The following is a 25,961-nucleotide window of genomic DNA, read 5'->3' as shown; positions in this document are numbered from 1 at the left end:
GACTTTTTTACTTTAATTCAAGTGATATGAAATCAATAAAAATATCTATTCTGCTTACTTTTTTTCTTTCAAGTATATCTGTGCTTCATGCTCAGGTACCGGCCGATTTCGGTTTTGTAGAAGGAGAGAACTATAAAAAAGATGTGGTTTATAAAACAGTCGATGGAAAACCGGTAATTATGGATATTTTTTATCCAAATGCCGATGTGCTTCAAGAAGAAAACCCATGGGTTGTTTTTGTACATGGCGGTGGTTGGGCTGGTGGTGTAAAAGAGAATATTTTTAGAGATTCTTTTTTAGGAACATTAAAAACACTTATAGCAAGCGGTGTAGTGTGTGCAACTATAGATTATCGATTAGCAAGAAAACCTATAACATCTTACGAGTCTGTGGTAGATTGTAAGGATGCTGCTCGATTTCTTTTAAAAAATTCGACTGAATTTAAATTAGATAAAGAGCAATATGGTATTTGGGGTGGTTCTGCCGGAGGGCACCTGAGTTTGGTTACAGCTTTAGCTCCAGACGCACCTTTTCCTGGTGATCCAAGTTTAGCTGATATTCATCCGGAGTATAAATTTGTAACTTCTTTTTTCCCGTTTACATCATGCTTAAATCCTGATATTAGACCAAATTCTATTTTTGAAGATGGTAAACTTTTCAATCGTCTTTTAGGAGGAAGTGTTGAAGAAAAACAAGAACTAGCACGATTGATGAGTCCTACTGAGTTTTTAGATGAAAACAGTTTGCCTATTCTATTAGTACATGGCGAAAAAGACACGACGCTTCCTATTATTAATTCACTTTATATGATGGAAGTTGCCAAAGAAAAAAATGCCGATGTACAATTGCTAGCTGTTAAAAATGCTGGGCATAGTATGTCTGGTAAAAATATCTCTCCGTCTTTTGAAGGGATAGCCGAACGTTGTAGTAGTTTTATGCTTTCTCATTTAGGAGAGACTAACTAAGCAATATATAATTCAGAATAAAAGAAATATTTAAAAGGATAAAAATTAAACGAGGTATTTTAAAATGAAAGGTCTTCATATTCTTTTTGCTATATTATTCGGTGCTTTCCACGGGAATAGTCAGGATATAAAATACCCAGAAGTTGAAATTAGCAACGGGATTATTAAAGCCAATGTATATTTACCAGATGCTGAAAATGGTTATTACAAAGGCACTCGGTTTGATTGGTCTGGTGTTATTTCTAACTTAGAATTTAATGAGCATACTTATTTTGGTCAATGGTTCGATGCTGATAATCCGCCAGCATTCGCCACCATTATGGGGCCTGTCGAGGCTTATGCGCCTTTAAATTATAATGATGTTGTAATTGGAGAAAGTTTTGTGAAAATTGGAGTTGGTGCGCTTAAAAAAACTTCAAATGAAAATTATAGTGATTTTAAAAATTACGAGATTGTAAATCCGGGAAAACGCAGCATAAAAGTAAAGGGTAACGCAGTTGAATTTATTCATATTCTAAACACCGACAAGGTTTCATATCAATATACCAAAATTATTAAGCTTATAGAACATGAACAAAAAATGGTGATTTCTCATGTTTTAAAAAACACAGGGAAACATCAGATTAAAACTTTCGGCTTCAATCATAATTTTTTGGTGATCGATAATCAAACAATTGGTAAAGATTTCGAAATGATTTTTCCTGTTGAAGTTTCAGGGATTGGCCGTGGTTTAGGTGATATTTTTGAAATTGAAGACAAACGTTTAGTTTTTAAAAGAGATATTATTGGCGATGAATCTATTGCTATTAAACACTTGAATGGTTTGAGTAACAATGTCGATAATTTTGATGTTAGTATACATAATTCTAAAACAGGAGCAGGCGTTAAAATTACTGGAGATCAACCACTTTCTAGATTCCGACTTTGGGGGACTTCAAAAACAATATGTCCAGAAACCTATATTGATATTAAAGTAGCACCGGGTGAGACGTTTAGTTGGAGTTACTTTTATGAATTTTATGACTCAAAAACAAAGAGGAATTAAAGTATATTGTAATTCAGAACCACGTTTTTCATAAACAGATTGCCTTTCAAAATTAAAATTCTCGAAAAATAAAATGTTAAAGCCTGCTTTTATATAAGTAGGCTTTTTTTTGTTAATACCTGTTATTGTGCGAATTAATCTTCAAAAAAGAACTTTAGTTTATAGGCAAAGAACTATAATTTATAAGAGTTCTGCTTTCAAAATAATATCATTACATAACCATTTTAAGTACGCTACCTAGGTGGCATATTTATTCTTAACACCCCAAATGTTACTAGAGTAAAGCCTTCTTTCTAAACTAATTAAAGAATGAAGAACTATTATTTTTTTAAACAATCGATATGTTTCGTTTGTTTCTTTTTTTTATCACTATCTATTTGGGCAACCGATGAAACGGTATCTCCAGGAGGCGATATTCAAACCGCAATCGATAATGTCGCCGCAAGTGGAGGTGGTGTTGTAACGCTCGCTGCGGGAACACATAATATTACTGTACCTGTTAGAATGAAAAGTAATGTCACTTTACAAGGTGAAGGCCAGTGGGCTAGTTTACTTAAAACTACGGTAAACATGAAAATGATTATTGCAGATTCAGAAAACTTAGTAAACCTCATTATTCAAAATTTAGCTATAGAAGGTACCAATGCCGCAAATGGTGGAGGAATAGAAATTACCGCTAACGATGATGTGGAACATGACAATGTCCAGATTTTAAATGTGCATTGCACAAAAACGGGTTGGGGCGTTCATATTAAAGGAACAAAAAACTTGTTAGTAAAAGATTGTTTGTTTGATGAAAACGGAACGGCAGGACAAGAAGGTTTTGCACATAACATGTACTTACGTCGTGTATATGGTGCGGAAGTTAGAGATAGTCAGTTTTTAAATTCTACCTCAGCAAATGGTATTAATATTTCTTATAGTGAAGATATTAAAATTTACAACTGCGAGATGTCGGGCAACTATTTTAGAGGTGTTCGTGCGGCTAATACCGTTGGTTACTTAGTACACGATTGTATTGTGCAAAATAATGGTAATGTGGGTATTTTAGCTAATTCCGAAGGTGTGCCAACAACAAATATTGATATTAGAAGAAACTGTGTTTCAAATAATACATTAGAAGGTATAAGTGGTGTTAACGGTGTTACCGGAATTGTAACTGATAATAATGCCTACGGAAATGATACGGATGATGATAATGCAGATTATAGCTTGCCAGGTGGTGTAAACGAATCTGGTAATATTTCTGATGCAAGTGTTAACTGCGTTTATCAAACCAATCAAACTCGTATTTTACTTGGTGCTACATCGGGTATTAATACTGTGGAATTAAATTGGACTTTAGATAATGTAACAACCGTTAGACAAGATGTTTTTAGAGATACAGATGCTGATGCTAGCGGACGTACTTTAATTGCGAGTAATGTGTCTGGAACAACCTATACCGATAATTCGGTTGTTGGAGGTACAGATTACTGGTACTGGATTAAAGCGAGCGATATTTCAGAAAACACTTTAAATTCTAATGCGGCGAGTGCTAATCCATCATCAGGAGAACCAAGTGTTGAACTTTCTGCAACATCAGGAGATGGTTTTGTAACTTTAGATTGGGATATTGAAAATATAGATATTCAAAATGTAGGTGTTTTTAGAGATACTGATGATAATGCTAGTGGACGCCAATTGATTAAAAATGGCGTTACAGGCACGAGTTATACAGATACTTCAGTAGAAAACGGAACACAATATTGGTACTGGTTAAAAGTAACCGATGTCGATTCTAAAAACTTCCAAAACGAACCAGCAACTTATGCGTTACCAACGGTGCCTAATGTGGCTCGTGCCCAATTTATTCATCCAGGAATTTCGCATAAAAAATCAGACTTAGACCGTATGAAATATATGGTTGAAGCAGAAGTTGATCCTTGGTACGGCTCGTATCAAGATATGGTTTTAGATTCTAAATCTAGCTATGATTATGTAGTACAAGGTGATGAAACTTTTACAGAATTAGGTCGAGATTCTGGTGTAAACTATGGCGCTTGGAATAGTGATATTCGAGCGGCTTATTACAATGCCATTCGTTGGTATATTACAGGAGACACAAGACATGCCGATAAAGCTGTAGAAATTTTTAAAGCCTGGTCTAATTTAACATCAGTAACTAGTGGAGGAACTGAGGCTTTAAGTGGAGGAGTGGCATACATTATGGTAGAAGCGGCGGAAATTATTAAAAGTACTTACCCAGGTTGGGAAGCTGCAGATGTACAAGCTTTTAAAGATATGTTGGTGTACCCAGGATATTCTACTACTACAGAGCCAGCGGATATTAGAAATAATGCAACCTTTTACTGGAAATCTTATTTAGGTGACCCTGTTAGACATGGAAATCAAGGATTATCAGGCTGGCGTACCGTAATGGCTATGGGAATCTTTTTAGATAACGAAACTATGTACAATCGTGCATACCACTATATTAAAGGTACTTTAGATGAGCATACAGGAGATTTAGCATATCCTGCCGGACCAAATACAAGTAGTGAAGTGCCTACCGCAGTTGGAGAACACTCAGATACTTACGATATTGATCGTGGTTATACCGAAGCGAATTATGGATATAACGAGGTGATGACTAATTATATTTATGAAAATGGACAATGTCAAGAATCTTCTAGAGATCAAGCCCACGTTATGTTTGGTTTAGGTTTATTAGGTTCTATGGCAGAAATGGCGTGGAATCAAGGTGATGATTTATATAGTCATGAGGATGATAGGTTTTTAAAAGGTCTAGAATTTTCATTGAAATATAATGTATCGGCTTTAGCGTCTTACCCAGATCAAACCACTGCTTGGGAACCTGATAACTTTATAACAGGATTTGATAGAACAGGCAGATGGTATTCTAAATCTATGAGTCCTGATGGTATTGGTGGTTTTACATCCATTCGTCCAAATTGGGAAATGTCTACTGCCCATTACATTGGTAGAGGTTTTAAAACTGAAGAAGAAGCTAAATGGACCCAACGTGCAAGAGATAAATCGATTGAATTAGGAGGTTACGAAAAAGCAGGATGGAGTAACGATGCCATTGGTTGGGGGGCACTTACGTTTCGCAGACCTGTGGAATGTTTTGGCGATCCAATAATAGGTTTTGATGTTAATGGTTTGCCCGATTATGCAGTACATACTATTACTGAAGTTATTGAAGCGGAAAACTTTGATTACGATCCCTTAAAAAATGGTGAAGGTCGAATTTATAACGATTTAAGCGTAGGGAATTCAGGTGGTGCATATCGAATGATGGACAACGTAGATGTTGAAACCATAGCAACTGGAGGATATAATTTAACAGACATAGAAGCTGGAGAATGGTTAACCTATACGGTTTCGGTGCCAGAGACAGCTATTTACAGCATTAGTATTAAATATGCTGCTTCTCAAGCAGGAGGTGCTGTTAAATTTAGTTTTGCAGGTGAAGAAAAAACAGGAGAAGAAGCGGTGCCGTTTGGTGCGCCTTATTCTGAAGGAGATTCCGATTGGAAAGATTATGTTATTGCAGAAGATATTCAATTAGAAAAAGGTGTTCAAAGTTTAAAAATTTCTTTTTCAGGAGTTTCTAATGCTTTCAAATTAGATAATTTCACTTTAGCTGAAACAGGAATTGTAAAAGAAGATCAATCCATTCAGTTTTTCACCATGTCTAATAAATTATTAGGTGGAGACGATTTTGATCCAGAAGCTAAAGCAACATCAGGTTTAGATGTGAGCTATTCAAGCTCAAACACGTCAGTTGCAACAATTGTAGATGGTATGGTTCATATTGTTGGATTGGGAGAAACCACTATAACAGCAACGCAAGATGGCGATTCCGCTTTTAATGAAGCGCCTAGCGTTTCACAAGAACTAACTGTTGTTCCTATGGTTGCTGGTACTTTGAGTTTAGGTGCAGATGCCGATACGTATGTGCATGAAGGAAAAGCGAATGATAATTTTGGAGAAGCGACATCGATGGTTACAAAAGTAGATGCGCGTTATGCCATTTTAAAATTCAATTTAAATTCATTGCCTGGCGATGTGATTTCAGCAAAGCTTAGACTGTTTCAAAGAACGAGATATAGAGATTTAAGAACGGTGTATGATGTGGCTGATGATAGTTGGACGGAAACAGAAATAACATGGAATAATAAACCCGAATATTCTAATGCCAGATCTGAAATTACAACAGCTGCAAGTACATGGTGCGAATGGGATGTATCATCTTATGTAGCTCAAGAAGCGAATGGCGATAATATCATCACTTTTGCTATAAAAGATCCTGCGAATAGTGGTGTTGGTATCGATTTTTATTCCAAAGAGCAAGGCGATACGGTTCCTGAATTGATTATCGAATATGCCGCAGCATCGTTAGGTACTTCTTCGGAAGGTCTAAATATCAGTATGTATCCAAACCCAGTATCAAACGAACTTCATGTTTCATTAGGCTCAGCTAGCTTAAATTTGAATGAAACTAGTATTAAGGTTTTTGCATTAAGTGGTCAGAAAGTTTTGGAAACTAAACCAAATTCGAATAACATAAAACTAGATGTGTCTCAATTAAATAGCGGGATTTATATGCTTATGATTTCCGATACATCGAAAAATATAACAAGAAAAATAGTGAAGTTGTAATTCAAATTAACCAACCAATTCAATCATTATTTAAAGTGAGAAGTTCTTTAAACAAAAAAAAATAGTGGTATTTACAATTGGAAATGACCATAAGTTAAAGGGATGAAGTGATAATTTATAGACTTTGTTAATGGTTAGTAGTAATATTACTATAGACTAAATAACCATAAATTAAAATTATTAACAACTAAACTAGACCAACATGAATGTGAAAAATACTTTAATTAAAAACAATGCTTTTAGCCAGTCAACAATACTACTGGTGTTTTTGCTTTTCGCAGTAACCTTTTCTGTGCAGGCACAATTTGTGCATCCAGGCATATCGCATAAACTTTCAGATTTAGACAGGATGAAATACATGGTAGAGGCTGGTATTGAACCCTGGGCTACCACCTTTGTGAATTTTAGTTCCCATCCAAGATCACAATACAACATGGCTGTCGATGTAGATCCAGCGATAACAACAGGATATACAGATGCTAGTCAGAATTGGTTTATCAATGATGGAGTAACGGCGTATAACAATGCTATTATGTGGTATATAACAGGCGATTCTAGACATGCAGATAAGGCTATTGAAGTTTTTAATACATGGAAAGGCATTGTACGAAATGAAAAATCAATTCCATTAGACTCAGGTCGTGTATGGCGCATTATTGAGGCAGCCGAGATTATTGAACATACTTACAACGGTTGGACTGAGTCCGATATTCAGGCCTTTAAAGATATGTTAGTCTATCCAGGGTATTCGAATACTACGGTGCCTACTGCTGCTATTAATAGTAAAGATATTAGTTTTTACTGGAAAATTTATAATGGAGATCCAGCAAGACATGGTAATCAAGGGTTGTTTGCTTATCGCACTATGTTGGCTATGGCCATCTTTTTAGATAATGAAATCATGTATGATCGTGCTCTTAATTATTTAAAAGGTGAGGCTCATAGGCCAGATGATTTACCATATCCTTCTGGACCTTCAATTAATTCAAATCAGCTCGTGTCTTGTGAGTATTTTGATGAATTTTCACAAAATGGTTTTGAGTCAACAGTAGTTGATTATGGCTTTAATGAAGTGATTGATAATTATATATATTCAAACGGTCAATGTCAAGAATCTTCTAGAGATCAAGCACATGGGTTGGCAGGTGTTGCCACAATAACCGTAATGTCTGAAATGGCATGGAATCAAGGTGATGATCTTTATGGGCACCTAAGCAATCGACCTCTTTTAGGATTGGAATTTTATTATCGATACAATTTGAGTTTAAATAATAGCTATCCAGATCAAACAAGTCCATGGGAACCTACGGTAGCATCAGGAGAGTATATTGAAAGAACAGATCGTTCAGGAAGATGGCGGTCATTAAAAATCAATCCTTATGTTAATTGTGATGATTCTCCAGAGGCTCTAGAACGCGGGAAACATTACTTGATGCCAGTTTATGAGATGAATTTGGGGCATTACAAAGATAGAATGGGCTTACCTAGTAATGATTACAAATGGTTGAATCGAGGAATGGAAATATTAACCGCTGAGATTGGTGTCGAAGGAGAAGGTGTTGTGAGTGATCACCCTGGATATGGCGGATTAAAGTTTCGTAGAGTGAGTCCTGGAGACCCAATAAGTGGATTTAATTCTAATGGATTTCCAGATTATAATATGAATGTATTACCCATGACTATAGAGGCTGAGAATTATGATTATTTTGTTTTAAACGGACAGGATAGAGCTTATAATGATATTTCTGTAACTAATGATGGAGGTGAATATAGAATTGATGAAGGCGTCGATTTAAAAGAATGTTCAGAAGGTGGATATAATGTAACAGGTATTCAAGATGAAGAATGGCTAACTTATACGGTAAGTGTGCCTTCAGATGGTACTTATGATATCGACATAAATTACGCTTCGGTTAACGCCAACGGGAAAATAAAATTCAATTTTGGAGGAGAAGATATCACTTCAGAAGTTATTGTTCCTTTTGGGGCGCCAAATTCAATAGGTTTAACTGATTGGAAAACCTTTAAAGTAGGAAGCAGTGTTAGATTGTCAAAAGGTGTACAGGCCATGAAAGTTTTGTTTAGCGGATCAGATAATGCTTTTGAGTTAAATAATATAACAGTAAGTTTAGTCGCTGAGGATCTTGGGCCAATAAATCTGGCACATACGTATGGAACGGCATCACATTCTATCGATTCAGATCCTTGTCCTTATGGTGGCTGTGCAGAATTAGCTATAGATGGCAATACTAATGGTAATTTTGGAAGTGGTTCTGTATCGCATTCAGCACACGGAACTAATGGATCTGTTAAATGGTGGGAAGTAGATTTAAGTAATAATTATAAAATAGAAACCATTGATATTTATAACAGATCTGGTTATGAAAGTAGGTTGCTTGATATTACTGTTGAAGTGAAAAACACCAATGGAGATGTCGTTTTTAGTAAGTTTTATTCAGGTTATCCCAACCCGACTTTAAGTATAGATACAGGTGGAGTCGTTGGTAGTGTTGTTAGGATATCTAAAACATCTGATACAGGAATAACGCTTGCAGAAGTAGAAATTTATGGTGTTGATAATGTCATTGTACTATCAAATATAGAGCATGAGTTGGAGCAAGTAGTAATCTATCCTAATCCAGTATCAAACGAACTTAATATTTCATTAGGTTTAGCTAACTTAAATTTGAATGAAACTAGTATTAAGGTTTTTGCATTAAGTGGTCAGAAAGTTTTGGAAACTAAACCAAATTCGAATAACATAAAACTAGATGTGTCTCAATTAAACAGTGGGATTTATATGCTTATGATTTCCGATACATCGAAAAATATAACAAGAAAAATAGTGAAGTTGTAATTCAAATTAACCAACCAATTCAATCATTATTTAAAGTGAGAAGTTCTATCAAATTTATTTGGTAGAACTTTTTTATTTAGAATTTTATCTGATTAACCAAGATTACAAACCTTTAATAGGTAATGATTTAAAGTGATGAAGTAATAATTTATACAAAAAGTGAGTGGTTAATAGTAACATTACTACTAACTAAATAACCATAAACTAAACGTATGAAAACAACATTACAATTATTTAAAATGAATAAAACATTACTCCTTTTTTCATTATCACTCTTTACTACTTTTGGAGTAATAGGTCAAACCAATATCACTAGTGTTGCCGAATTAGCTACTGCGGCTGGCAATTCCAACCAAAATATAGTTATGGAGCCTGGTGTTTACCAAATGGAAGATTACTTAACGCCTGAGGTTATTGAGAATACGGTTCCTGATGCGAACAACAGGCATGCTATGATTGAATTTAGCGGAAGTAACAATAACTTCGATTTAACAGGTGTTACTATTGAAATAAACTCAGAGCTTTTAAATGATTATGGCACGCGTATTATTGAGTTATATGTTACAGGGAATTTTGTAAACATTAAAGGTTTAACAGTAACCGATATTGGGAATTCGGCACCTTCAAGCCCTGGCATGCAATCTGTGACCATTGCAGGAGAAAACAATATAATGGAAGATGTTACATTAAATATAAACGGTTCTTACCCTTATGGTTATGGAGATCTTTTAGGTAAAGGAGACGGTAACCTGGTTACATTACGTAAGCATAGTGGTTTACTAGTCGAAGGATTAAATATTACTATTAAAGGCTGCTCTATCTACTCGCAGGCATTTGGGCATTTATTTTTTATTCAAGGCGGAAGAAATGTGGTTTTTGAAGATTGCCATGCGGAATCAACAACGAGAACAACCGATGATATGTTAGCTGAAACATCAGGACCTGCTTTTGATAGAGATTTTGCAGCAGTTTATACTAATTATGAAGGAAATAAAGTCATCACCCCAGGTTATACTAAGTCGTTAAGCGAAGTTGGTTATCGTTCATACGGTGCAGGTGGCGTTGATGGGCATACCACAGGCGCTATTACACTTATTAATTGCGTTGCCAAAAACACACGTTCAGGTTTTGCTTTTACTAGATATGGAGGCGATGTATTAATGCGAAATTGTGAAGCTACAGGTTGCGAAGCAGGTTATCAAGTGGAAGAAGTAACTATTGAAAATAGTAGAGGTGATGCTGTTAATGGACCATTATTATACCTTAACGGTGGTGCTTCAACCGTAGAACTTTCTTTAATTGAAAATGTGGCAACAACTACGCTGCATGCTATTGCAACTATTGGTGGTAATAACCATAACGTAACACTTAAAAAGTGGAATGATGTTACTCGCCCGCAAGTGCATCCTATTTTATTAGGAGCTACCAGACCATCGGGAGCTAATCCATTTTCACCATTAGGAAGTACATCAACTTCTGGAACTGTTTTAAATACTTGTACAGATATGCCTGTTGAAATTTTATCTACAGTAAGCTCTTGCATTATTAATACCACTGGAACAGTTACAGATAATGGTACAGGAAATACTATTAATACGGTATCCGATTGTGATAATATTGTTGTTGTAGAACCAGAGCAAAATACTATTGGTGATACATTTATAGTTGAAGATATAGAATATAAAGTAACGAATTTAGACCCTTACGAAGCCGAGGTTATATCTAGCTCGTTAGTTAATGTGGTTGTGCCAAGTACAGCAACAAGCCCAGAAACAGATACGCCTTTTACGGTTACCAGAATTGGAGATAATGCATTCAACGGCAGTAGCACAGAAACTATTAAATTACCAAGTACAGTAACATCAATAGGCTATCAAGCGTTTAGAGGTGGAAGTTTAACAACGCTATCATTTACAACCACAAACGGAATTAAAGTTATAGATGCTAGAGGCTTCTTCGTAAACAGTTCAATTCTAGAAATAAACCATATTATGAGTGGTGTGGAGTCCGTGGGAGATGGCGCCTTTAATGGTAACTCAAGTGTTACTTCGGTAACCACACCAAATACATTATCAACTATGGGAACGAGTGTTTTTAGAGGAATGACAAATTTAGAAACGGTAGATTTATCGGCTTCAACTTTGTTAACCGAAATTCCGTCGCAAACTTTTAGAGATGCGACAAGTATAACATCTATAATTCTTCCAGAAAATGTAACTTCTATTGGTGCTAGCGCATTTTTAAACCTTAATAATTTAAGCACTGTAAAAGTTTTAAATCCAGTTCCAGCTGCAATAACAGCTTCTGAGTTTTCCGGTGTAAACCTTGCTAATGCAAGTTTGTATGTACCAAGTGAAGAAGCTAAAGCAGCTTATGAAGTGGCTGATGTTTGGAAGGAGTTCGGTACTATTATGGTATCCGTAACGTTAAGCGCAAACAATATAGAACAAACGTTAGATTTTAATATATATCCAAACCCAACTAACGGATTAATAGCAATAAAAAGTAAACAACTTAACCAAGCAAGCATTAATGTTTACGATTTAAACGGAAGAGTTTTGTTAACGAAAAATATTAGTGGAACATCCTCAGAAATCAATGTTTCCAAACTTTCTTCGGGAATTTATTTACTTAAAGTTAAGGTAGGAAATAATGAGTTTATTAAGCGTATTGTAAAACAATAATAGGTTTTATATAGATTGAATACAGCAGCATTAAGATGATTCTTAATGCTGTTTTTTTATGCTTTAATAATAAATGAACTATAATTTATATCAAAAAAACGATGCTTTATAATAAATAAAAAAGCGTATAAATATTTTAGCTAAAAACAAATACAGTAACTTTTTGTATCATGTTTTTACTGATAATTATTTAATAATAATATACAATATGAAACTTTCTAAAATTACATTATGCAACTTTTTTATCATTGCATTTAGTTTATATTCAACCAAAGGAACGGCTCAAAATGAAGCCACAAATAACGCGGGTTTCGTTAAAATATTTAATGGTGAAAATTGGGATGGTTGGTATCTTAAATTAAGAAATGATGATGCGGAAATGGCTAAAGAGGTTTTTGCTATTGAAAATGAAATGGTACACGTTTTTAAAGATGCGCCAGATAGTTTAGATTTAGGTACAGGCGAAAATGGGACGCACGGCTTATTTTATACCAAAAAGAAATACAGTAAATATATTTTGAAGTTCGATTATAAATGGGGCGAAAAAATAGCTAATAATTTTGAGAGGTGGCAATATGATGCGGGCGTGTATTATCACGTTACAGACGATAAAATTTGGCCAACCGGTATTGAGTATCAAGTGCGTTACAACCAAGTAACTAATAAAAACCATACAGGCGATTTAATTCGTCCGAAAGGTGTGAAATACGATTGGTATTCTGTTCCAAACGGCGACTCTTACTTAAACCCAAAAGCAGGTGGTGTTTTAGATGAAACAAAAAGTTGGTTACACTTTGCTTCTCCTACCGAAAATTATAACGCCTTAAACGGTGAATGGAATCATTGCGAAATTATAGTCATGGGCAATGCGTATACTATTCATAAATTAAATGGAGAAATCGTTAATATGGCATTCAATTTAAACCCTAGCGAAGGTATCATTGGGTTTCAATCTGAAACAGCAGAAATATTCTATCGAAATATAGAAATTAAAGAATTTTCAGAGGTTATTCCTATGGGAAAATTCTTGAAATAATCAGGTGTTATAAAGAGTGCAATTCATGTTGTTTTAATTGAAATTAAACCATTTTTATCAGTCTATTATTAATCTTAAAACAATGAGTTTTTAGAGTTTTTGCCTTAAAAAAAGCAATAGCATTTGAGTTGTGATTTTAGTGTGATGCTTTTATGAATTACACCGAAAACCTTAGCTTTTAAGGTGTAAATACGCAATATGAATCATTGTTTATAGTCTAGGGGTATGGAGTTATAGTCTATTTCTGTTTTTTTTTCCAAATTGCAGTATGTAGAGCAATAGGCTTTGCTGTTTATTTTTGAATAATATTTAAGATGAAAATCAGTATTAAAATTATCGCAATTCTAATTATTTGTATGCCAAAATTTGGGTTTGCAGATGTAGAATTAAATAGTTTGTTTTCTAATCATATGGTCATTCAGCGTGATGCCGAAATTCCTATTTGGGGATGGGCAGATCCAAATGAAAAAGTTGAGGTTTCGACAAGTTGGGGAGAACATGCTACAGCGATAACAAATGCAGATGGAACTTGGCGTTTGGATATCAAAACACCCAAAGCTGGTGGTCCACATAAAATTACCGTTTCTGGAAAAAATACAATTGAAATTACAGATGTATTGTCGGGAGATATTTGGTTATGTGCCGGGCAATCGAATATGGATTTCTCTATGTCGAAATTTATTAAAAACTCTAGAGACCCAAAAGATCAACCTTTAGTTGAGTATATTCGGAATGAAGTTGCAACAGTAAACGACGATTGGATTCGCTATATAGAAGTACCTCCAACATCCTCACTTTCCGAAAAAAAATTAAATTTTGACGATCAATGGAGAAAGGCAAAACCAGAACAAATCGGGAAAATATCTGCAACAGGTTACTTTTTTGCTAAAGCAGTTCGCGAGCAGGTTAATGTGCCTATTGGTTTGTTAGAATGTGCTTTGGGAGGTACACGTATTCAGCCATGGCTTTCGGAAGCGACTTATATGGCCGACCCAAATATGAAAGCTTATTTTGAAGCGAGTCGAAAAAAATCTAATGAAATTACAGAAAAAGTATCTGCAGAAAATTATGTAGATACCACTTTTACAGCTAAGTTTAAAGCTTGGGAAGCTGGCGGAAAGAAAACACCTAAACCTTATCCTTCCACACATCCATCACTAGATAAACAATTGCCGGCAACACTTTATAATGGTATGTTATCTGCTATTATGCCGTTTAAAATAAAAGGGGTTTTGTGGTATCAAGGTGAAAGCAATTCACATTTTTTAGAAGAAGAATATAGAGATTATTTTACTGCGCTAATAAAAAGTTGGAGAGCAGATTGGAACCAAGAAGATTTACCTTTTTATTGGATGCAATTGGCAAATTATGAAGTGCCAGATAAACGTTCCGATTTAGGTTGGGCATCAGTTAATAATCAATTAAGGCAAAGTTTAAAATTACCGCATACTGGTATGGCTGTTCTTTACGATATTGGCGAAGCTAAAGATGTGCACCCACACAATAAAATGGATGCCGGTAAGCGCTTGGCTTTATGGGCTTTAAAAAACGATTACAATGTAGAGGTTTCTGCTGTTAGTGGACCGTTATATCATTCACATAAAATAAAAAGAAACAAAATACAAATTACATTCTCAGAGGTTGGAGAAGGTTTAATTGTAGGTAATAAACACTTGTTAAACGCTGTTTCCGAAGTTGAAAACCAACCTTTAAAATGGTTTGAAATAAAAGGAAAAGATGGCAAATGGTATCCTGCTCAAGCAAAAATAATTTCAAAAAATAAAGTTGAAGTTTGGAGTGAAGAAGGCTTGATGCCTGTGGCTGTTCGTTATGCTTGGTCCTCAAATCCGGAAGGTGCAAACTTGTATAATAATCACGGGCTTCCGGCTTCTGTGTTTTTAACGGAGTAATATTTAAATATCATTAATTATGAAACCCCTTCAGTCTATCAAATTATCAAGTCCTTATTTAATCATTTTAGTGTTTGTTTTAATGAGCCAGACTCATTTTGCGCAGAACGTAGAACTTACCTATACCACAGCTTCTAAGCGCTGGGTAAAGGCCAAAAAGTTCTTGCAAAAAACAAACGATAATGCGAGTATAAAAATTAAAATTTATGCAGATAGTTTATCGCAAGAAGTTGATGGTATTGGCGGCGCGTTTAACGAATTAGGTTGGGAAGCTATTAATGCGCTAGATGCTGATAGCGGGAAGGACGTTATTAATGCTTTATTTTCTAAAGACGGTTGTAATTTTTCTATGTGCCGTATTCCAATTGGAGCTTCAGATTATGCATTAAGTTATTATTCACATAATGATGTTCCAGAAGATTTTGTAATGCGCGATTTTAATATTGATAGAGATCGTTATATTTTAATTCCATATTTAAAAGCGGCTTTAAAGGCTCGTCCAGATTTACAAATTTGGGCTTCACCATGGACGCCTCCAGCTTGGATGAAGGTTAACGAACATTATTCTCTACGTGCCGGCGATTGGAATAATCGTGCCAACGGAAATAGAATGGATCCGGGAGCTCAAATATTGAGTAATGCAACAGCGTTTAAAATGCAAGATCAGTACCTAAAAGCTTATGCGCTGTATTTTTCAAAATTTATTCAAGCTTATAAAAAAGAAGGGATCGATTTGTTTTCAATTCAACCTCAGAACGAAATTGCCTACGCGCCAAACTGGCCAAGTTGCACGTGGAGAGCCGAAGATTTCTCAATATTTATAGGCGATTATTTAGGTCCGAAATTAGAAGAAGATGGTTTGGATACCGAAATTTGGTTAGGCACCATTAACTGGAGTAAACCAGATTATGTACGCACTATTTTGGATAACAAAAAAGCAGCAAAATATATTAAGGGAGTTGGTTTTCAATGGGGAGGATCTAATGCTATTCCTGCTATAAATAAAGAATATCCAGATTTAAAATACATGCAAACCGAGAATAAGTGTGGTGAAGGCGAGAATGATTGGACGTCGTTTGATCGCTCTTGGGAAACTTTAGTTCACTTTTTTAATAATAAAGCCGGTTCTCATATGTATTGGAATATGGTTTTAGACGAAACAGGAAAAAGTGCTTGGGGATGGCCCCAAAATTCTATGGTGGTTATCGATAAGCAAACTAAAAAAGTTACTTATACTGATGAGTTTTATTTGTTTAAACATTTATCTCATTTTGTTCAGCCTGGTGATTATTATTTAAAATCTTCCGAAGGAAAAAATCATTTAGCATTTCAATTAAAAGATGGAAGAACTTTGGTTTTACTGAATAATCCCGAAGACAAAAAGCAAAATATAAGTTTAGAATTGGGCGCCAATACCATTGCGGTTTCCGTCGAGGCCAAGTCTATTAATACCATAATAATCACGAAATAATTACTAATAAATAATCGAAAATATAAGATAATATATAAAAAATGAAAAAACTAAAACAAGCCATTGTTGCATTTATTTTGGGAGGCGTTTTGTCTCTAAATGCACAACAAAAAATTTCGGTTAACGTAAACGATACTGGCGAACAATTCGATCATTATTGGAGTAAAATGGTAGGAGCAGGTCGTGCTAACGAAGGTTTAAGAGCCGGATGGTTAGAACAGCTAGGGCAAGTTCAAGAAAATTGCGGATTTGAATATGTGCGTTTTCACGGATTGTTTCACGACGATATGTTTCCTGTAATTATAGAAAAAGGTAAAACGGTTTATAACTGGCAATATATCGACGATTTATTTGATCGTATGTTGGATTTAAACGTAAAGCCATTTGTAGAATTAGCCTTTTTGCCAACGAGTATGGCAGCCGAAAATTCTAAAACAGTATTTTGGTGGAAAGCTAATATTACCCCAGCCGAAGATTCTTTCGAGAAATGGCACGATTTAGTTAAAGCCTTTACACAACATTGTGTAGATCGTTACGGAACGAAAGAGGTACTTACTTGGTATTTTGAAGTATGGAATGAGCCAAACTTATACCCATTGTTTTGGGATGGCACGAAATCGCAGTATTTTGAATTGTATAAGCAATCTGCTTTAGCTGTGAAATCTGTGGACGAACGTTTAAAAGTTGGTGGGCCATCAACGAGTAATTTTGTGCCAGATACCCGTTTTGATGGTGAAACTACAGATGATAAAGCATCTGACGCTGTATTTAATGCAAAAGATATTAATAGCTTGCAGTGGCACGGCGTATGGATTGAAGATTTCTTAGCGTATTGCCATAAAGAGAAATTACCTGTAGATTTTGTAACCACACATCCTTACCCAACCGATTATGCTTTTAACCCAGAAACAGGTAAAGGAAAAGGCTTAACACGTTTTGCGAAGTCGCTTAAATTAGATTTAGAATGGCTGAACGAAACCATAGAAAAAAGTCATTATCCAGATGTTGAAATTCATTTAACAGAGTGGAATACCAGCCCGAGTAGTCGCGATGAAATGCACGATCGTTTACCTGCGGCCGCTTATATTGTAAAATCTAATTTAGATTGTATTGGCTTAACAAACTCTTTAGCATTTTGGACGTTTACTGATATTTTTGAAGAAAAAGGTGGTGCATCAAGTATTTTTCATGGTGGTTTCGGAATGATAAATTTTCAAGGTTTAGTAAAGCCATCATATCATGCGTATAGAATGCTTCATGAATTAGGAAACGAGAAATTGTATAAAGATGACTATCTGTTTGTAAGTAAAGATGCTTCAACAGGAAACGTAGTGGCTTTAGCTTACAATTATCCCGTAGAGTATGAAGATGCTGTGCCATTTGGAACGGATAAACGTGAGTCTGGAACTTCTAAAAAATTAGATTTTACATTAACAGGTTTAGACGCAAATACCATGTTTGAAATTGAGATTTTGGATAAAGATCATGGAAATATTCATAATTTTTGGGAATCTATGGGCAAACCAGAACCACCAACACGTGAGGAAATTAAAGTCATGAAGGCATACGCAAACACCATGAAAACGGAATTTGTAAAAGCTGATAAAAACGGAAACTTAACAATTAACCACGAGATTACGCCTTGGAGTTTAGTGTTAATCAAACAGGTTAATTAAAAAAATAATATAGATGAATAACTTTAAATATAACAAAAAACGACTTTCTGTAGGTGTGGTAGTGCTCACGCTTTTTGCGGTAGTATCATGTTTCAATATTAATAAAAGCATAGAAATAAAAGGAGAAACGTTTAAAACGAAATTACTTTTTAAAGAAAAGTTTGATAAAGGATTAGATAACTGGCAAGTGGAGCAAATGCCAGAAGGTACTGTAGAAGTTAAAAACAGTAAACTAGAAATTAACGATGTTTCTGGTTGTACCGTTTGGTTGAAACAGAAGTTTGAAGGCCCAATAGTTATCGAGTATGATGTTTTTGTAATTCAAGATGGTGGTGCAAACGATCGCGTTTCGGATCTTAACTGTTTTTGGATGGCAAACGATCCTGAAAATCCAACCAACTTATTTGCGAATTCTGATAAGCGTGGTGGTAAATTTTCAAATTACGATAGCTTGAAGTTGTATTATATGGGACTTGGTGGTAACCACAACAAAACTACAAGATTTAGACGTTATGTCGGTAATGGCGAACGTCCTTTACTACCAGAACACAATTTAAGTGATTCTAAATTTATGTTGGAACCTAACAAAACATATCATATTAAAATAATAGCAAACCATGGTATTGTGCAGTATTATAGAGACAATCAATTGGTGTCCGATTTTGTAGATGCAAATCCATATACTTCGGGGTATTTCGGATTTAGAACTGTGAAAAACCACATGACAGCAGATAATTTTAGAGTATACCAATTAATTTCAGAATAATAGAAGACCTAATATAATTTACGAATGAAGTATTACAAAATAACGCTAGCACTTGCTGTTTCATTTCTATTTACGGGCATGAAACCTGATAATAAAGATATTTATCATAAAGGTTGGATTGATTTTAATAAAAATGGTGCTAAAGATGTTTTTGAAGATTCTAAAGCACCATTAGAAGCTAGGGTTAACAACTTAATTTCGTTGATGAATATTAATGAGAAAACCTGTCAGTTAGTAACATTATATGGCTATTCTCGTGTTCTAGAAGATGAAATGCCAAACGATAAATGGAAAAATAGAGTTTGGAAAGACGGTATTGCAAATATTGATGAGCATTTAAATACCATTTGGAATCAGGAAAAAACGCATACAAAATATGCGTTTCCATACAGTACACATGCAGAAGCCATAAATACCGTTCAAAAGTGGTTTATTGAAGAAACCAGAATGGGAATTCCTGTAGATTTTACTAATGAAGGTGTACACGGTTTATGTCATGAGAAAGCGACGCCACTGCCAGCACCTATTGGTATTGGTAGTACGTGGAATAAAGATTTGGTTTACAAAGCCGGAACTATTGTGGGCCGTGAGGCAAAAGCTTTAGGCTATACTAATGTTTACGCACCTATTTTAGATGTAGCTCGCGATCAACGCTGGGGACGCGTTTTGGAATGTTATGGTGAAGAACCGTTTCATATTTCAGAAATGGGAAAACAAATGGTTTTAGGTATTCAATCGGAAGGTGTAGCATCTACCTTAAAACATTTTGCGGTTTACAGTGTGCCAAAAGGCGCAAGAGATGGTGATGCGAGAACAGACCCACATGTGGCGCCTCGCGAAATGTTTCAACTGCATTTATATCCTTTCAAGAAAGTTATAAAAGAAGCTGCTCCTATGGGTGTTATGAGTAGTTATAATGATTACGATGGTGTTCCTGTTACTGCTAGTCCTTATTTTTTAACCGAATTACTTCGTGAACAATTTGGCTTTAACGGTTATGTGGTTTCAGATAGTGAAGCGGTAGAATATGTTTCGGAAAAGCATCATGTTGCGGCCGATTATAAAGAAGCGGTACGTCAAGTTATAGAAGCTGGTTTAAATGTTAGAACCACGTTTAGAACTCCCGAATCTTTTGTAGAACCTTTAAGAGAAATAATTGCAGAAGGAAAAATTTCAATGCAAACTATTGATTCTAGAGTTGCTGATGTTTTAAGAGTGAAATTTAGATTAGGACTTTTTGATAGTCCTTATGTTGAAAATCCTGATGAGGCCGATAAAACAGTACATACAGTTGCAGACGAGGCGTTTTCAAAACAAATAAATAGAGAGTCTTTAGTGCTTTTGAAGAATGAAAATAATCTATTGCCTTTAGATGTCGATAAAATCGATAATATTTTAGTGACAGGTCCATTAGCCGATGAGGTTAGTTTTACTTTTAGTAGATATGGTCCGGCTTTTAATCCGTCTACTTCGGTGTTTAAAGGAGTGAAAGATTATGCAGGAAATAAAGCCAATGTTAGCTTTGTAAAAGGTTGTGATATTGTAGATCCCGATTGGCCAGGAAGTGAAATTATTCCAACACCATTATCTGCAAAAGAACAAGCAGATATTGATGCTGCTGTAGAACAAGCTAAAAAATCTGATATTATTATTGCCGTAGTTGGCGAAGATGAAAAACGTGTTGGCGAAACCAAATCGAGAACAAGTTTAGGGCTACCTGGGCGTCAGTTTCAATTGGTGCAAGCGCTTTATGCAACAGGTAAACCTGTGGTTTTAGTCTTAATTAACGGGCAACCACTAACTATTAATTGGGAAAATAAATTTTTACCTGCCATTTTAGAAGCATGGTTCCCGAGCACAGCGGCCGGCGAAGTTATTGCCGAAACCTTATTTGGAGATTATAATCCGGGAGGGAAACTATCGGTAACTTTCCCTAAATCGGTAGGGCAAATTCCTTTAAACTTTCCGTACAAACCAGGTTCTCAAGCAGGGCAACCTGGAGCAGGACCCAATGGTTACGGAAATACCCGTGTGTTAGGGCCATTATATCCTTTTGGTTATGGCTTAAGTTATACGTCTTTTGAATATAGCGATTTAGTTATTTCTAGAACATCTTTAAAAGCTCAGGCGAATATTGAAGTGTCATTCAAAATAAAAAATACAGGAAAACGCGAAGGTGATGAGGTGGTGCAAATGTATTTAAAAGATAAAGTGAGTAGTGTAACCACTTACGAGTCTATGTTGCGTGGTTTTGATCGTGTGCATTTAAAACCAAATGAAACTAAAACCATCCAATTTACTTTAACACCAAGTGATTTGGAATTGCTTGATATAGACATGAATTGGACGGTAGAACCTGGAGATTTTGAGGTTTTAATCGGAGCCTCTTCAGTAGATATAAAATTGAAAGAAACTTTTACAGTAGAATCTGTAAACGATTAACGTTATTTTTAGAATACAAGTAGTGCAAGTTTGGAACATATTATGAATCTCTAAAAAAGAGCTAATTAGGTCTTAAAATTGCATTTTAAAACTTTATTCTGTTTCAAATGCAATAATAGTATTAGTATTGGTCAAATATTTGGAAGATTTCAAAGGTTGCTTATAGTACTATTGTATTCATAATTCTTTACAGCAGTAGAGCTGCACTTTATTTTACCAGTATTTATGGAAACAAAACAAAACGTACTTAAAATACATGAAAAAGACAATGTAATTGTCGCACTAGCAGATTTAAAAAAGGGAGATAAAATCACCTTTGAAAATCACGTGTATGAACTTCAAAATGATATTTCAGCAAAGCATAAATTTGTTACTGAAACTCTAGCAGAAGGCGATCCCGTTTATATGTACGGTGTGTTAGTTGGAAAAGCTAAAAAGGAGATTTTAAAAGGCGATATCATTAGTACCACTAACCTTATTCATGATACGGAAAAGTACGGCGTTAATGCTTCCGAAGAAAAAGAAGTTTGGCAAGCACCAGATGTTTCAAAATTTGTAAATAAAACATTTAACGGTTATCACAGAGCCGATGGGAAAGTTGGGACAGAGAATAATTGGTTAATTATTCCTTTGGTATTCTGCCAAAACAGAAATGTTGAAGTTTTAAAACAAGCTCTAGTTGAAAAATTAGGATATGGTAAAAAGCAACATCTAGGATTAGATGTAGATGCCTTAATTAATGATTACAAATCTGGCGTTTCTGCGGAAGCGATGCTAGAAAAAAATATATTGAAAGACGGTGAAGACACAAGCAAAAACTTGTTATTCCCGAATGTAGATGGTGTTAAGTTTTTAACTCACGATGGTGGGTGTGGCGGTGCAACATCAGATGCTATAACGCTTTGTAACCTTTTAGCAGGTTATATTAACAACGCGAATGTTGCAGGGGCAACGGTTTTAAGTTTAGGTTGTCAACACGCACAAGCAAGTATCTTACAAGATGCTTTAGGTAAAATGGCCGATGCTAATAACAAGCCTGTTTATATTTTAGAGCAACAACAAAGTGTATCTGAAAAAGAATTATTGGCCGAAGCTGTTAAGAAAACCTTTGTTGGTTTAATGGAAGCTAATAAAATAGAACGTAAACCAGCAAACTTATCTAAATTAGTAATTGGTTTAGAATGTGGTGGATCGGATGGATTTTCAGGAATCTCTGCAAACCCAACTTTAGGTTATGTTTCCGATTTAATCGTAGGATTAGGCGGAGCAACGGTTTTATCAGAATTTCCAGAACTTAATGGCGTAGAGCAGGAGTTAATTAACCGTTGTACAAGTACAGAAAAGGCTAAAAAATTCTCACATATTATGTCTACTTACAACTCAAAAGCAGAAGCTTTAGGAGCGGCATTTTCAATGAATCCTTCACCTGGAAATATAAAAGATGGTTTAATTACCGATGCCATAAAATCTGCAGGAGCTGCCAAAAAAGGAGGAACATCGCCAGTACAAGATGTTTTAGATTATACGGAGCAGGTTGTAACTTCTGGTTTAAATTTATTATGCACACCAGGGAACGATGTAGAATCTACAACAGGTTTAGCTGGTTCTGGTTGTAACGTTATTCTGTTTACTACAGGTTTAGGTACGCCAACAGGAAACCCAATAACACCGGTTGTAAAAGTATCAACCAATTCATCTCTTTTTAATAAAATGGGAGATATTATCGATTTCAATACGGGATCAATAATCGAAGGTTCTAAAACTATCGAACAAGCTGGCGAAGAACTTTTAGACTTTGTTATTGAGGTGGCTAGTGGTAAACAAACAAAAGCAAGACAATTAAGACAAGACGATTTTATTCCGTGGAAACGTGGTATGTCTCTTTAATAATTATAACATAAATTAAGCATAGAAAAATGACAAAATTCAGTTTAAAAAATAAAGTAGCCCTTGTAACAGGTGGCGGTAGCGGAATTGGCAAAGCCATATCTTTAACGTTTGCTGAGCAAGGTGCAGAAGTGCATATTCTAGATTTTAATCTTGAAGCTGCCGAGCAAACAGTGAAAGAAATTGAAGCTTTAGGTGAAAAAGCAGCGGCTCATAAATGTGATGTTGCAAACCAAGCTAATGTGGATAGTATTGTAAAAACAATTACCGAAAACGGAGCTATCGATATTTTAATTAACAACGCAGGTATTGCCCATGTTGGTAATATTGAAGGATGTGAGGAAGCCGATTTAGATCGTCTTTACAACGTAAATATAAAAGGGGTTTACAACTGCATTAAAGCATGTTTGCCTGCTTTAAAGAAAACAGGGAACGGCGTAATTTTAAACCTAGCATCTATTGCATCTACGGTTGGTATTAACGATCGTTTTGCATATTCTATGACAAAAGGAGCGGTGTTAACGATGACGTATTCTATTGCAAAAGATTTTATAAAAGATGGTATTCGTTGTAATTGTATTGCACCAGGACGTGTACATACACCTTTTGTAGATGGGTTTATTAAAAATAATTACCCAGGAAAAGAAGAGGAAATGTTCGAAAAATTATCGGCAACTCAACCTATTGGGCGTATGGGGAAACCTCAGGAAATGGCCGATTTAGTGCTGTTTTTATGCTCAGATGAAGCTGGTTTTATCACCGGCTCAAACTATGCCATCGATGGTGGTTTTGTAACATTAAATGGAAATTAAAAAAAACGATACTTTTACAAATATAAAATACAGATAAGATGAAATTAATAAGATTTGGAGCAGTAGGAAGCGAGCAACCAGGTGTTCAATTAGAAGACGGAACAATAATCGATGTATCGGCATTTGGAACAGATTATAATGAAGAATTTTTTGGAAACGATGGTATTGGAAAACTAAAAGCTTGGTTAAAAGATAACCAAGATAGTTGCCCAACCGTAGCAGACGATGTACGTTTAGGTGTGCCATTAACAAGACCATCAAAAATTGTTTGTGTAGGCTTAAACTATGCACAACACGCGGCAGAAGCTGGTATGGATATCCCAAAAGAACCGGTATTATTTTTTAAATCGACTACAGCTTTAGTAGGCCCAAATGATGATGTTATTATTCCTAAAAACAGTGAGAAATCTGATTGGGAAGTAGAATTAGCTATCGTTATTGGTAAAAAAGCATCTTATGTAGAAGAGGCAGATGCTTTCGATCATATCGCAGGTTATGTATTGCATAACGATGTAAGTGAGCGTGCTTTTCAAATAGAAAAATCGGGACAATGGTGTAAAGGTAAAGGTTGTGATACATTCGCACCAGTAGGACCTTTTATTGCTACAACAGACGAAATTAAAGATCCGAATAACTTAAACCTTTGGTTAAAAATTAACGGAGAAATGATGCAAAATAGCTCAACATCTGATTTTATTTTTAACGTACAACACGTGGTAAGTCATATTAGTCAATTCATGACCTTACTTCCTGGAGATATTATTTCTACAGGTACGCCATTTGGTGTTGGTTTAGGTTTAACACCTCCAACATACTTAAAACCTGGCGATGTTATGGAATTAGGTATTGAAGGTTTAGGTGTCTCTAAGCAATCGGTAAAAGCATACAAAAAATAATGAAAATAGATGCGCATCAGCATTTTTGGAGTTACAATCCAGTTAGAGATAGCTGGATTGATGCTTCTATGGAAGTGATAAGAAAAGATTTTCTTCCTAAGGATTTAAAACCTATTTTAGATGCCAATGCTATTGATGGGTGCATTGTGGTAGAGGCCAATCCGTCGGAAGCTGAAACCCAATTTTTATTAGATTTAGCCGATAAAAATCCTTTTATAAAAGGTGTTGTTGGCTGGGTCGATTTATGCGCAGATAATGTGGAAGCGCGCTTAAAGCATTTTTCTAAAAACGAGAGGTTTAAAGGCGTTCGTTATTTATTACAAGTAGAAAACGAAGACTTTGTTTTACGCGAAGATTTTCAGCAAGGTATTAGTAAACTAAGTCAATTCAACTTAGCTTACGATGTTTTAATTTTTCCAAAACATTTGGCAAATGTGGTCAAATTGGTCGAAAAATTTCCGAACCAGCAATTTGTGATCGACCATATCGCGAAACCACAAATTTCAAAAGGATTAGATCCCGATTGGGTAAAGCATATCAAGAAATTAGGCACATTCAAAAATGTGGCTTGCAAAATTTCGGGTATGGTTACCGAAACGGAAGATTTTAATTTTCAACCAGAAGATTTTACACCATTTTTAGATACAATGGTTGATGCTTTTGGAACCGATAGATTACTATTTGGATCCGATTGGCCTGTATGTTTTTTAGCTGCGGAATATAAAAGTGTTTTACAAATTATTGAAAACTATTTTATCGATTTCTCGGAAGAAGAACAACGCCAAATTATGGGCGAAAATGCCATAAAGATTTACAATTTATAAACGTAGAACTACAACTAAAACT

At 35.2% G+C, this 25,961-nt stretch carries 15 protein-coding genes; all 15 read left to right on the top strand.

Annotated features, from left to right (window positions below):
- The first annotated feature begins 26 nt into the window (after window positions 1-26).
- The 15 genes from GQR98_RS00600 (at window position 27) to GQR98_RS00530 (ending at window position 25,939) form a co-directional block, all read left to right on the top strand.
- Window positions 27-965, top strand: coding sequence for an alpha/beta hydrolase (locus GQR98_RS00600; RefSeq protein WP_159017800.1), 939 nt, complete (start codon window positions 27-29; stop codon window positions 963-965).
- 64 nt (window positions 966-1,029) lie between these two features.
- Window positions 1,030-2,010: a hypothetical protein gene (locus GQR98_RS00595; RefSeq protein WP_159017799.1), complete on the top strand. Its 981-nt coding sequence runs from the start codon at window positions 1,030-1,032 to the stop codon at window positions 2,008-2,010.
- A 309-nt stretch (window positions 2,011-2,319) separates the two neighbouring features.
- Window positions 2,320-6,678: a DNRLRE domain-containing protein gene (locus GQR98_RS00590; RefSeq protein ID WP_159017798.1), complete on the top strand. Its 4,359-nt coding sequence runs from the start codon at window positions 2,320-2,322 to the stop codon at window positions 6,676-6,678.
- Between the two features lie 202 nt (window positions 6,679-6,880).
- The gene (locus GQR98_RS00585) at window positions 6,881-9,535 is read left to right on the top strand and encodes a T9SS type A sorting domain-containing protein (RefSeq protein WP_159017797.1); all 2,655 of its coding nucleotides are present in this window, start codon (window positions 6,881-6,883) and stop codon (window positions 9,533-9,535) included.
- Between the two features lie 212 nt (window positions 9,536-9,747).
- The gene (locus tag GQR98_RS00580; protein ID WP_159017796.1) at window positions 9,748-12,219 is read left to right on the top strand and encodes a leucine-rich repeat domain-containing protein; all 2,472 of its coding nucleotides are present in this window, start codon (window positions 9,748-9,750) and stop codon (window positions 12,217-12,219) included.
- Window positions 12,220-12,427: 208 nt separating this feature from the next.
- Window positions 12,428-13,255, top strand: coding sequence for a DUF1080 domain-containing protein (locus GQR98_RS00575; RefSeq protein ID WP_159017795.1), 828 nt, complete (start codon window positions 12,428-12,430; stop codon window positions 13,253-13,255).
- A gap of 314 nt (window positions 13,256-13,569) precedes the next feature.
- Window positions 13,570-15,165, top strand: a complete 1,596-nt coding sequence (locus GQR98_RS00570) for a sialate O-acetylesterase (RefSeq protein WP_159017794.1) — start codon at window positions 13,570-13,572, stop codon at window positions 15,163-15,165.
- An 82-nt stretch (window positions 15,166-15,247) separates the two neighbouring features.
- Window positions 15,248-16,636: a glycoside hydrolase family 30 protein gene (locus GQR98_RS00565; RefSeq protein WP_199270246.1), complete on the top strand. Its 1,389-nt coding sequence runs from the start codon at window positions 15,248-15,250 to the stop codon at window positions 16,634-16,636.
- 41 nt (window positions 16,637-16,677) lie between these two features.
- Complete coding sequence (locus GQR98_RS00560; RefSeq protein WP_159017792.1) at window positions 16,678-18,312, top strand: GH39 family glycosyl hydrolase; 1,635 nt, start codon at window positions 16,678-16,680, stop codon at window positions 18,310-18,312.
- Between the two features lie 13 nt (window positions 18,313-18,325).
- On the top strand, window positions 18,326-19,078 hold the full coding sequence (locus GQR98_RS00555; RefSeq protein WP_159017791.1) for a DUF6250 domain-containing protein: 753 nt from the start codon (window positions 18,326-18,328) through the stop codon (window positions 19,076-19,078).
- 24 nt (window positions 19,079-19,102) lie between these two features.
- Window positions 19,103-21,520 carry a glycoside hydrolase family 3 N-terminal domain-containing protein gene (locus GQR98_RS00550; protein WP_159017790.1) on the top strand — a complete coding sequence of 806 codons (2,418 nt, stop codon included), beginning with the start codon at window positions 19,103-19,105 and terminating at the stop codon, window positions 21,518-21,520.
- A 225-nt stretch (window positions 21,521-21,745) separates the two neighbouring features.
- Window positions 21,746-23,407, top strand: a complete 1,662-nt coding sequence (locus GQR98_RS00545) for a UxaA family hydrolase (RefSeq protein WP_159017789.1) — start codon at window positions 21,746-21,748, stop codon at window positions 23,405-23,407.
- Window positions 23,408-23,436: 29 nt separating this feature from the next.
- Window positions 23,437-24,219: an SDR family NAD(P)-dependent oxidoreductase gene (locus tag GQR98_RS00540; protein ID WP_159017788.1), complete on the top strand. Its 783-nt coding sequence runs from the start codon at window positions 23,437-23,439 to the stop codon at window positions 24,217-24,219.
- 38 nt (window positions 24,220-24,257) lie between these two features.
- A complete protein-coding gene (locus tag GQR98_RS00535) occupies window positions 24,258-25,115 on the top strand; it encodes a fumarylacetoacetate hydrolase family protein (RefSeq protein ID WP_133966880.1) in 858 nt (285 codons plus the stop codon).
- Window positions 25,115-25,939, top strand: coding sequence for an amidohydrolase family protein (locus GQR98_RS00530; RefSeq protein ID WP_159017787.1), 825 nt, complete (start codon window positions 25,115-25,117; stop codon window positions 25,937-25,939). Before GQR98_RS00535 ends, GQR98_RS00530 begins: the two co-directional genes overlap by 1 nt.
- The last annotated feature ends 22 nt before the right edge of the window (window positions 25,940-25,961 follow it).

This window comes from Algibacter sp. L3A6, assembly GCF_009796825.1.
In the GTDB taxonomy this organism is placed as follows: Bacteria; Bacteroidota; Bacteroidia; order Flavobacteriales; family Flavobacteriaceae; genus Algibacter.
This window is presented reverse-complemented; position numbering and strand designations above follow the sequence as displayed.

What these genes read in the sequence shown, in the direction of transcription:
- GQR98_RS00575 (WP_159017795.1), top strand. Translation starts at nt 12,428, where the DNA reads ATGAAACTTTCTAAAATTACATTATGCAACTTTTTTATCATTGCATTT.
- GQR98_RS00550 (WP_159017790.1), top strand. Translation starts at nt 19,103, where the DNA reads ATGAAGTATTACAAAATAACGCTAGCACTTGCTGTTTCATTTCTATTT.
- GQR98_RS00595 (WP_159017799.1), top strand. Translation starts at nt 1,030, where the DNA reads ATGAAAGGTCTTCATATTCTTTTTGCTATATTATTCGGTGCTTTCCAC.
- GQR98_RS00565 (WP_199270246.1), top strand. Translation starts at nt 15,248, where the DNA reads ATGAGCCAGACTCATTTTGCGCAGAACGTAGAACTTACCTATACCACA.
- GQR98_RS00530 (WP_159017787.1), top strand. Translation starts at nt 25,115, where the DNA reads ATGAAAATAGATGCGCATCAGCATTTTTGGAGTTACAATCCAGTTAGA.
- GQR98_RS00585 (WP_159017797.1), top strand. Translation starts at nt 6,881, where the DNA reads ATGAATGTGAAAAATACTTTAATTAAAAACAATGCTTTTAGCCAGTCA.
- GQR98_RS00545 (WP_159017789.1), top strand. Translation starts at nt 21,746, where the DNA reads ATGGAAACAAAACAAAACGTACTTAAAATACATGAAAAAGACAATGTA.
- GQR98_RS00600 (WP_159017800.1), top strand. Translation starts at nt 27, where the DNA reads ATGAAATCAATAAAAATATCTATTCTGCTTACTTTTTTTCTTTCAAGT.
- GQR98_RS00590 (WP_159017798.1), top strand. Translation starts at nt 2,320, where the DNA reads ATGAAGAACTATTATTTTTTTAAACAATCGATATGTTTCGTTTGTTTC.
- GQR98_RS00560 (WP_159017792.1), top strand. Translation starts at nt 16,678, where the DNA reads ATGAAAAAACTAAAACAAGCCATTGTTGCATTTATTTTGGGAGGCGTT.
- GQR98_RS00580 (WP_159017796.1), top strand. Translation starts at nt 9,748, where the DNA reads ATGAAAACAACATTACAATTATTTAAAATGAATAAAACATTACTCCTT.
- GQR98_RS00535 (WP_133966880.1), top strand. Translation starts at nt 24,258, where the DNA reads ATGAAATTAATAAGATTTGGAGCAGTAGGAAGCGAGCAACCAGGTGTT.
- GQR98_RS00555 (WP_159017791.1), top strand. Translation starts at nt 18,326, where the DNA reads ATGAATAACTTTAAATATAACAAAAAACGACTTTCTGTAGGTGTGGTA.
- GQR98_RS00570 (WP_159017794.1), top strand. Translation starts at nt 13,570, where the DNA reads ATGAAAATCAGTATTAAAATTATCGCAATTCTAATTATTTGTATGCCA.
- GQR98_RS00540 (WP_159017788.1), top strand. Translation starts at nt 23,437, where the DNA reads ATGACAAAATTCAGTTTAAAAAATAAAGTAGCCCTTGTAACAGGTGGC.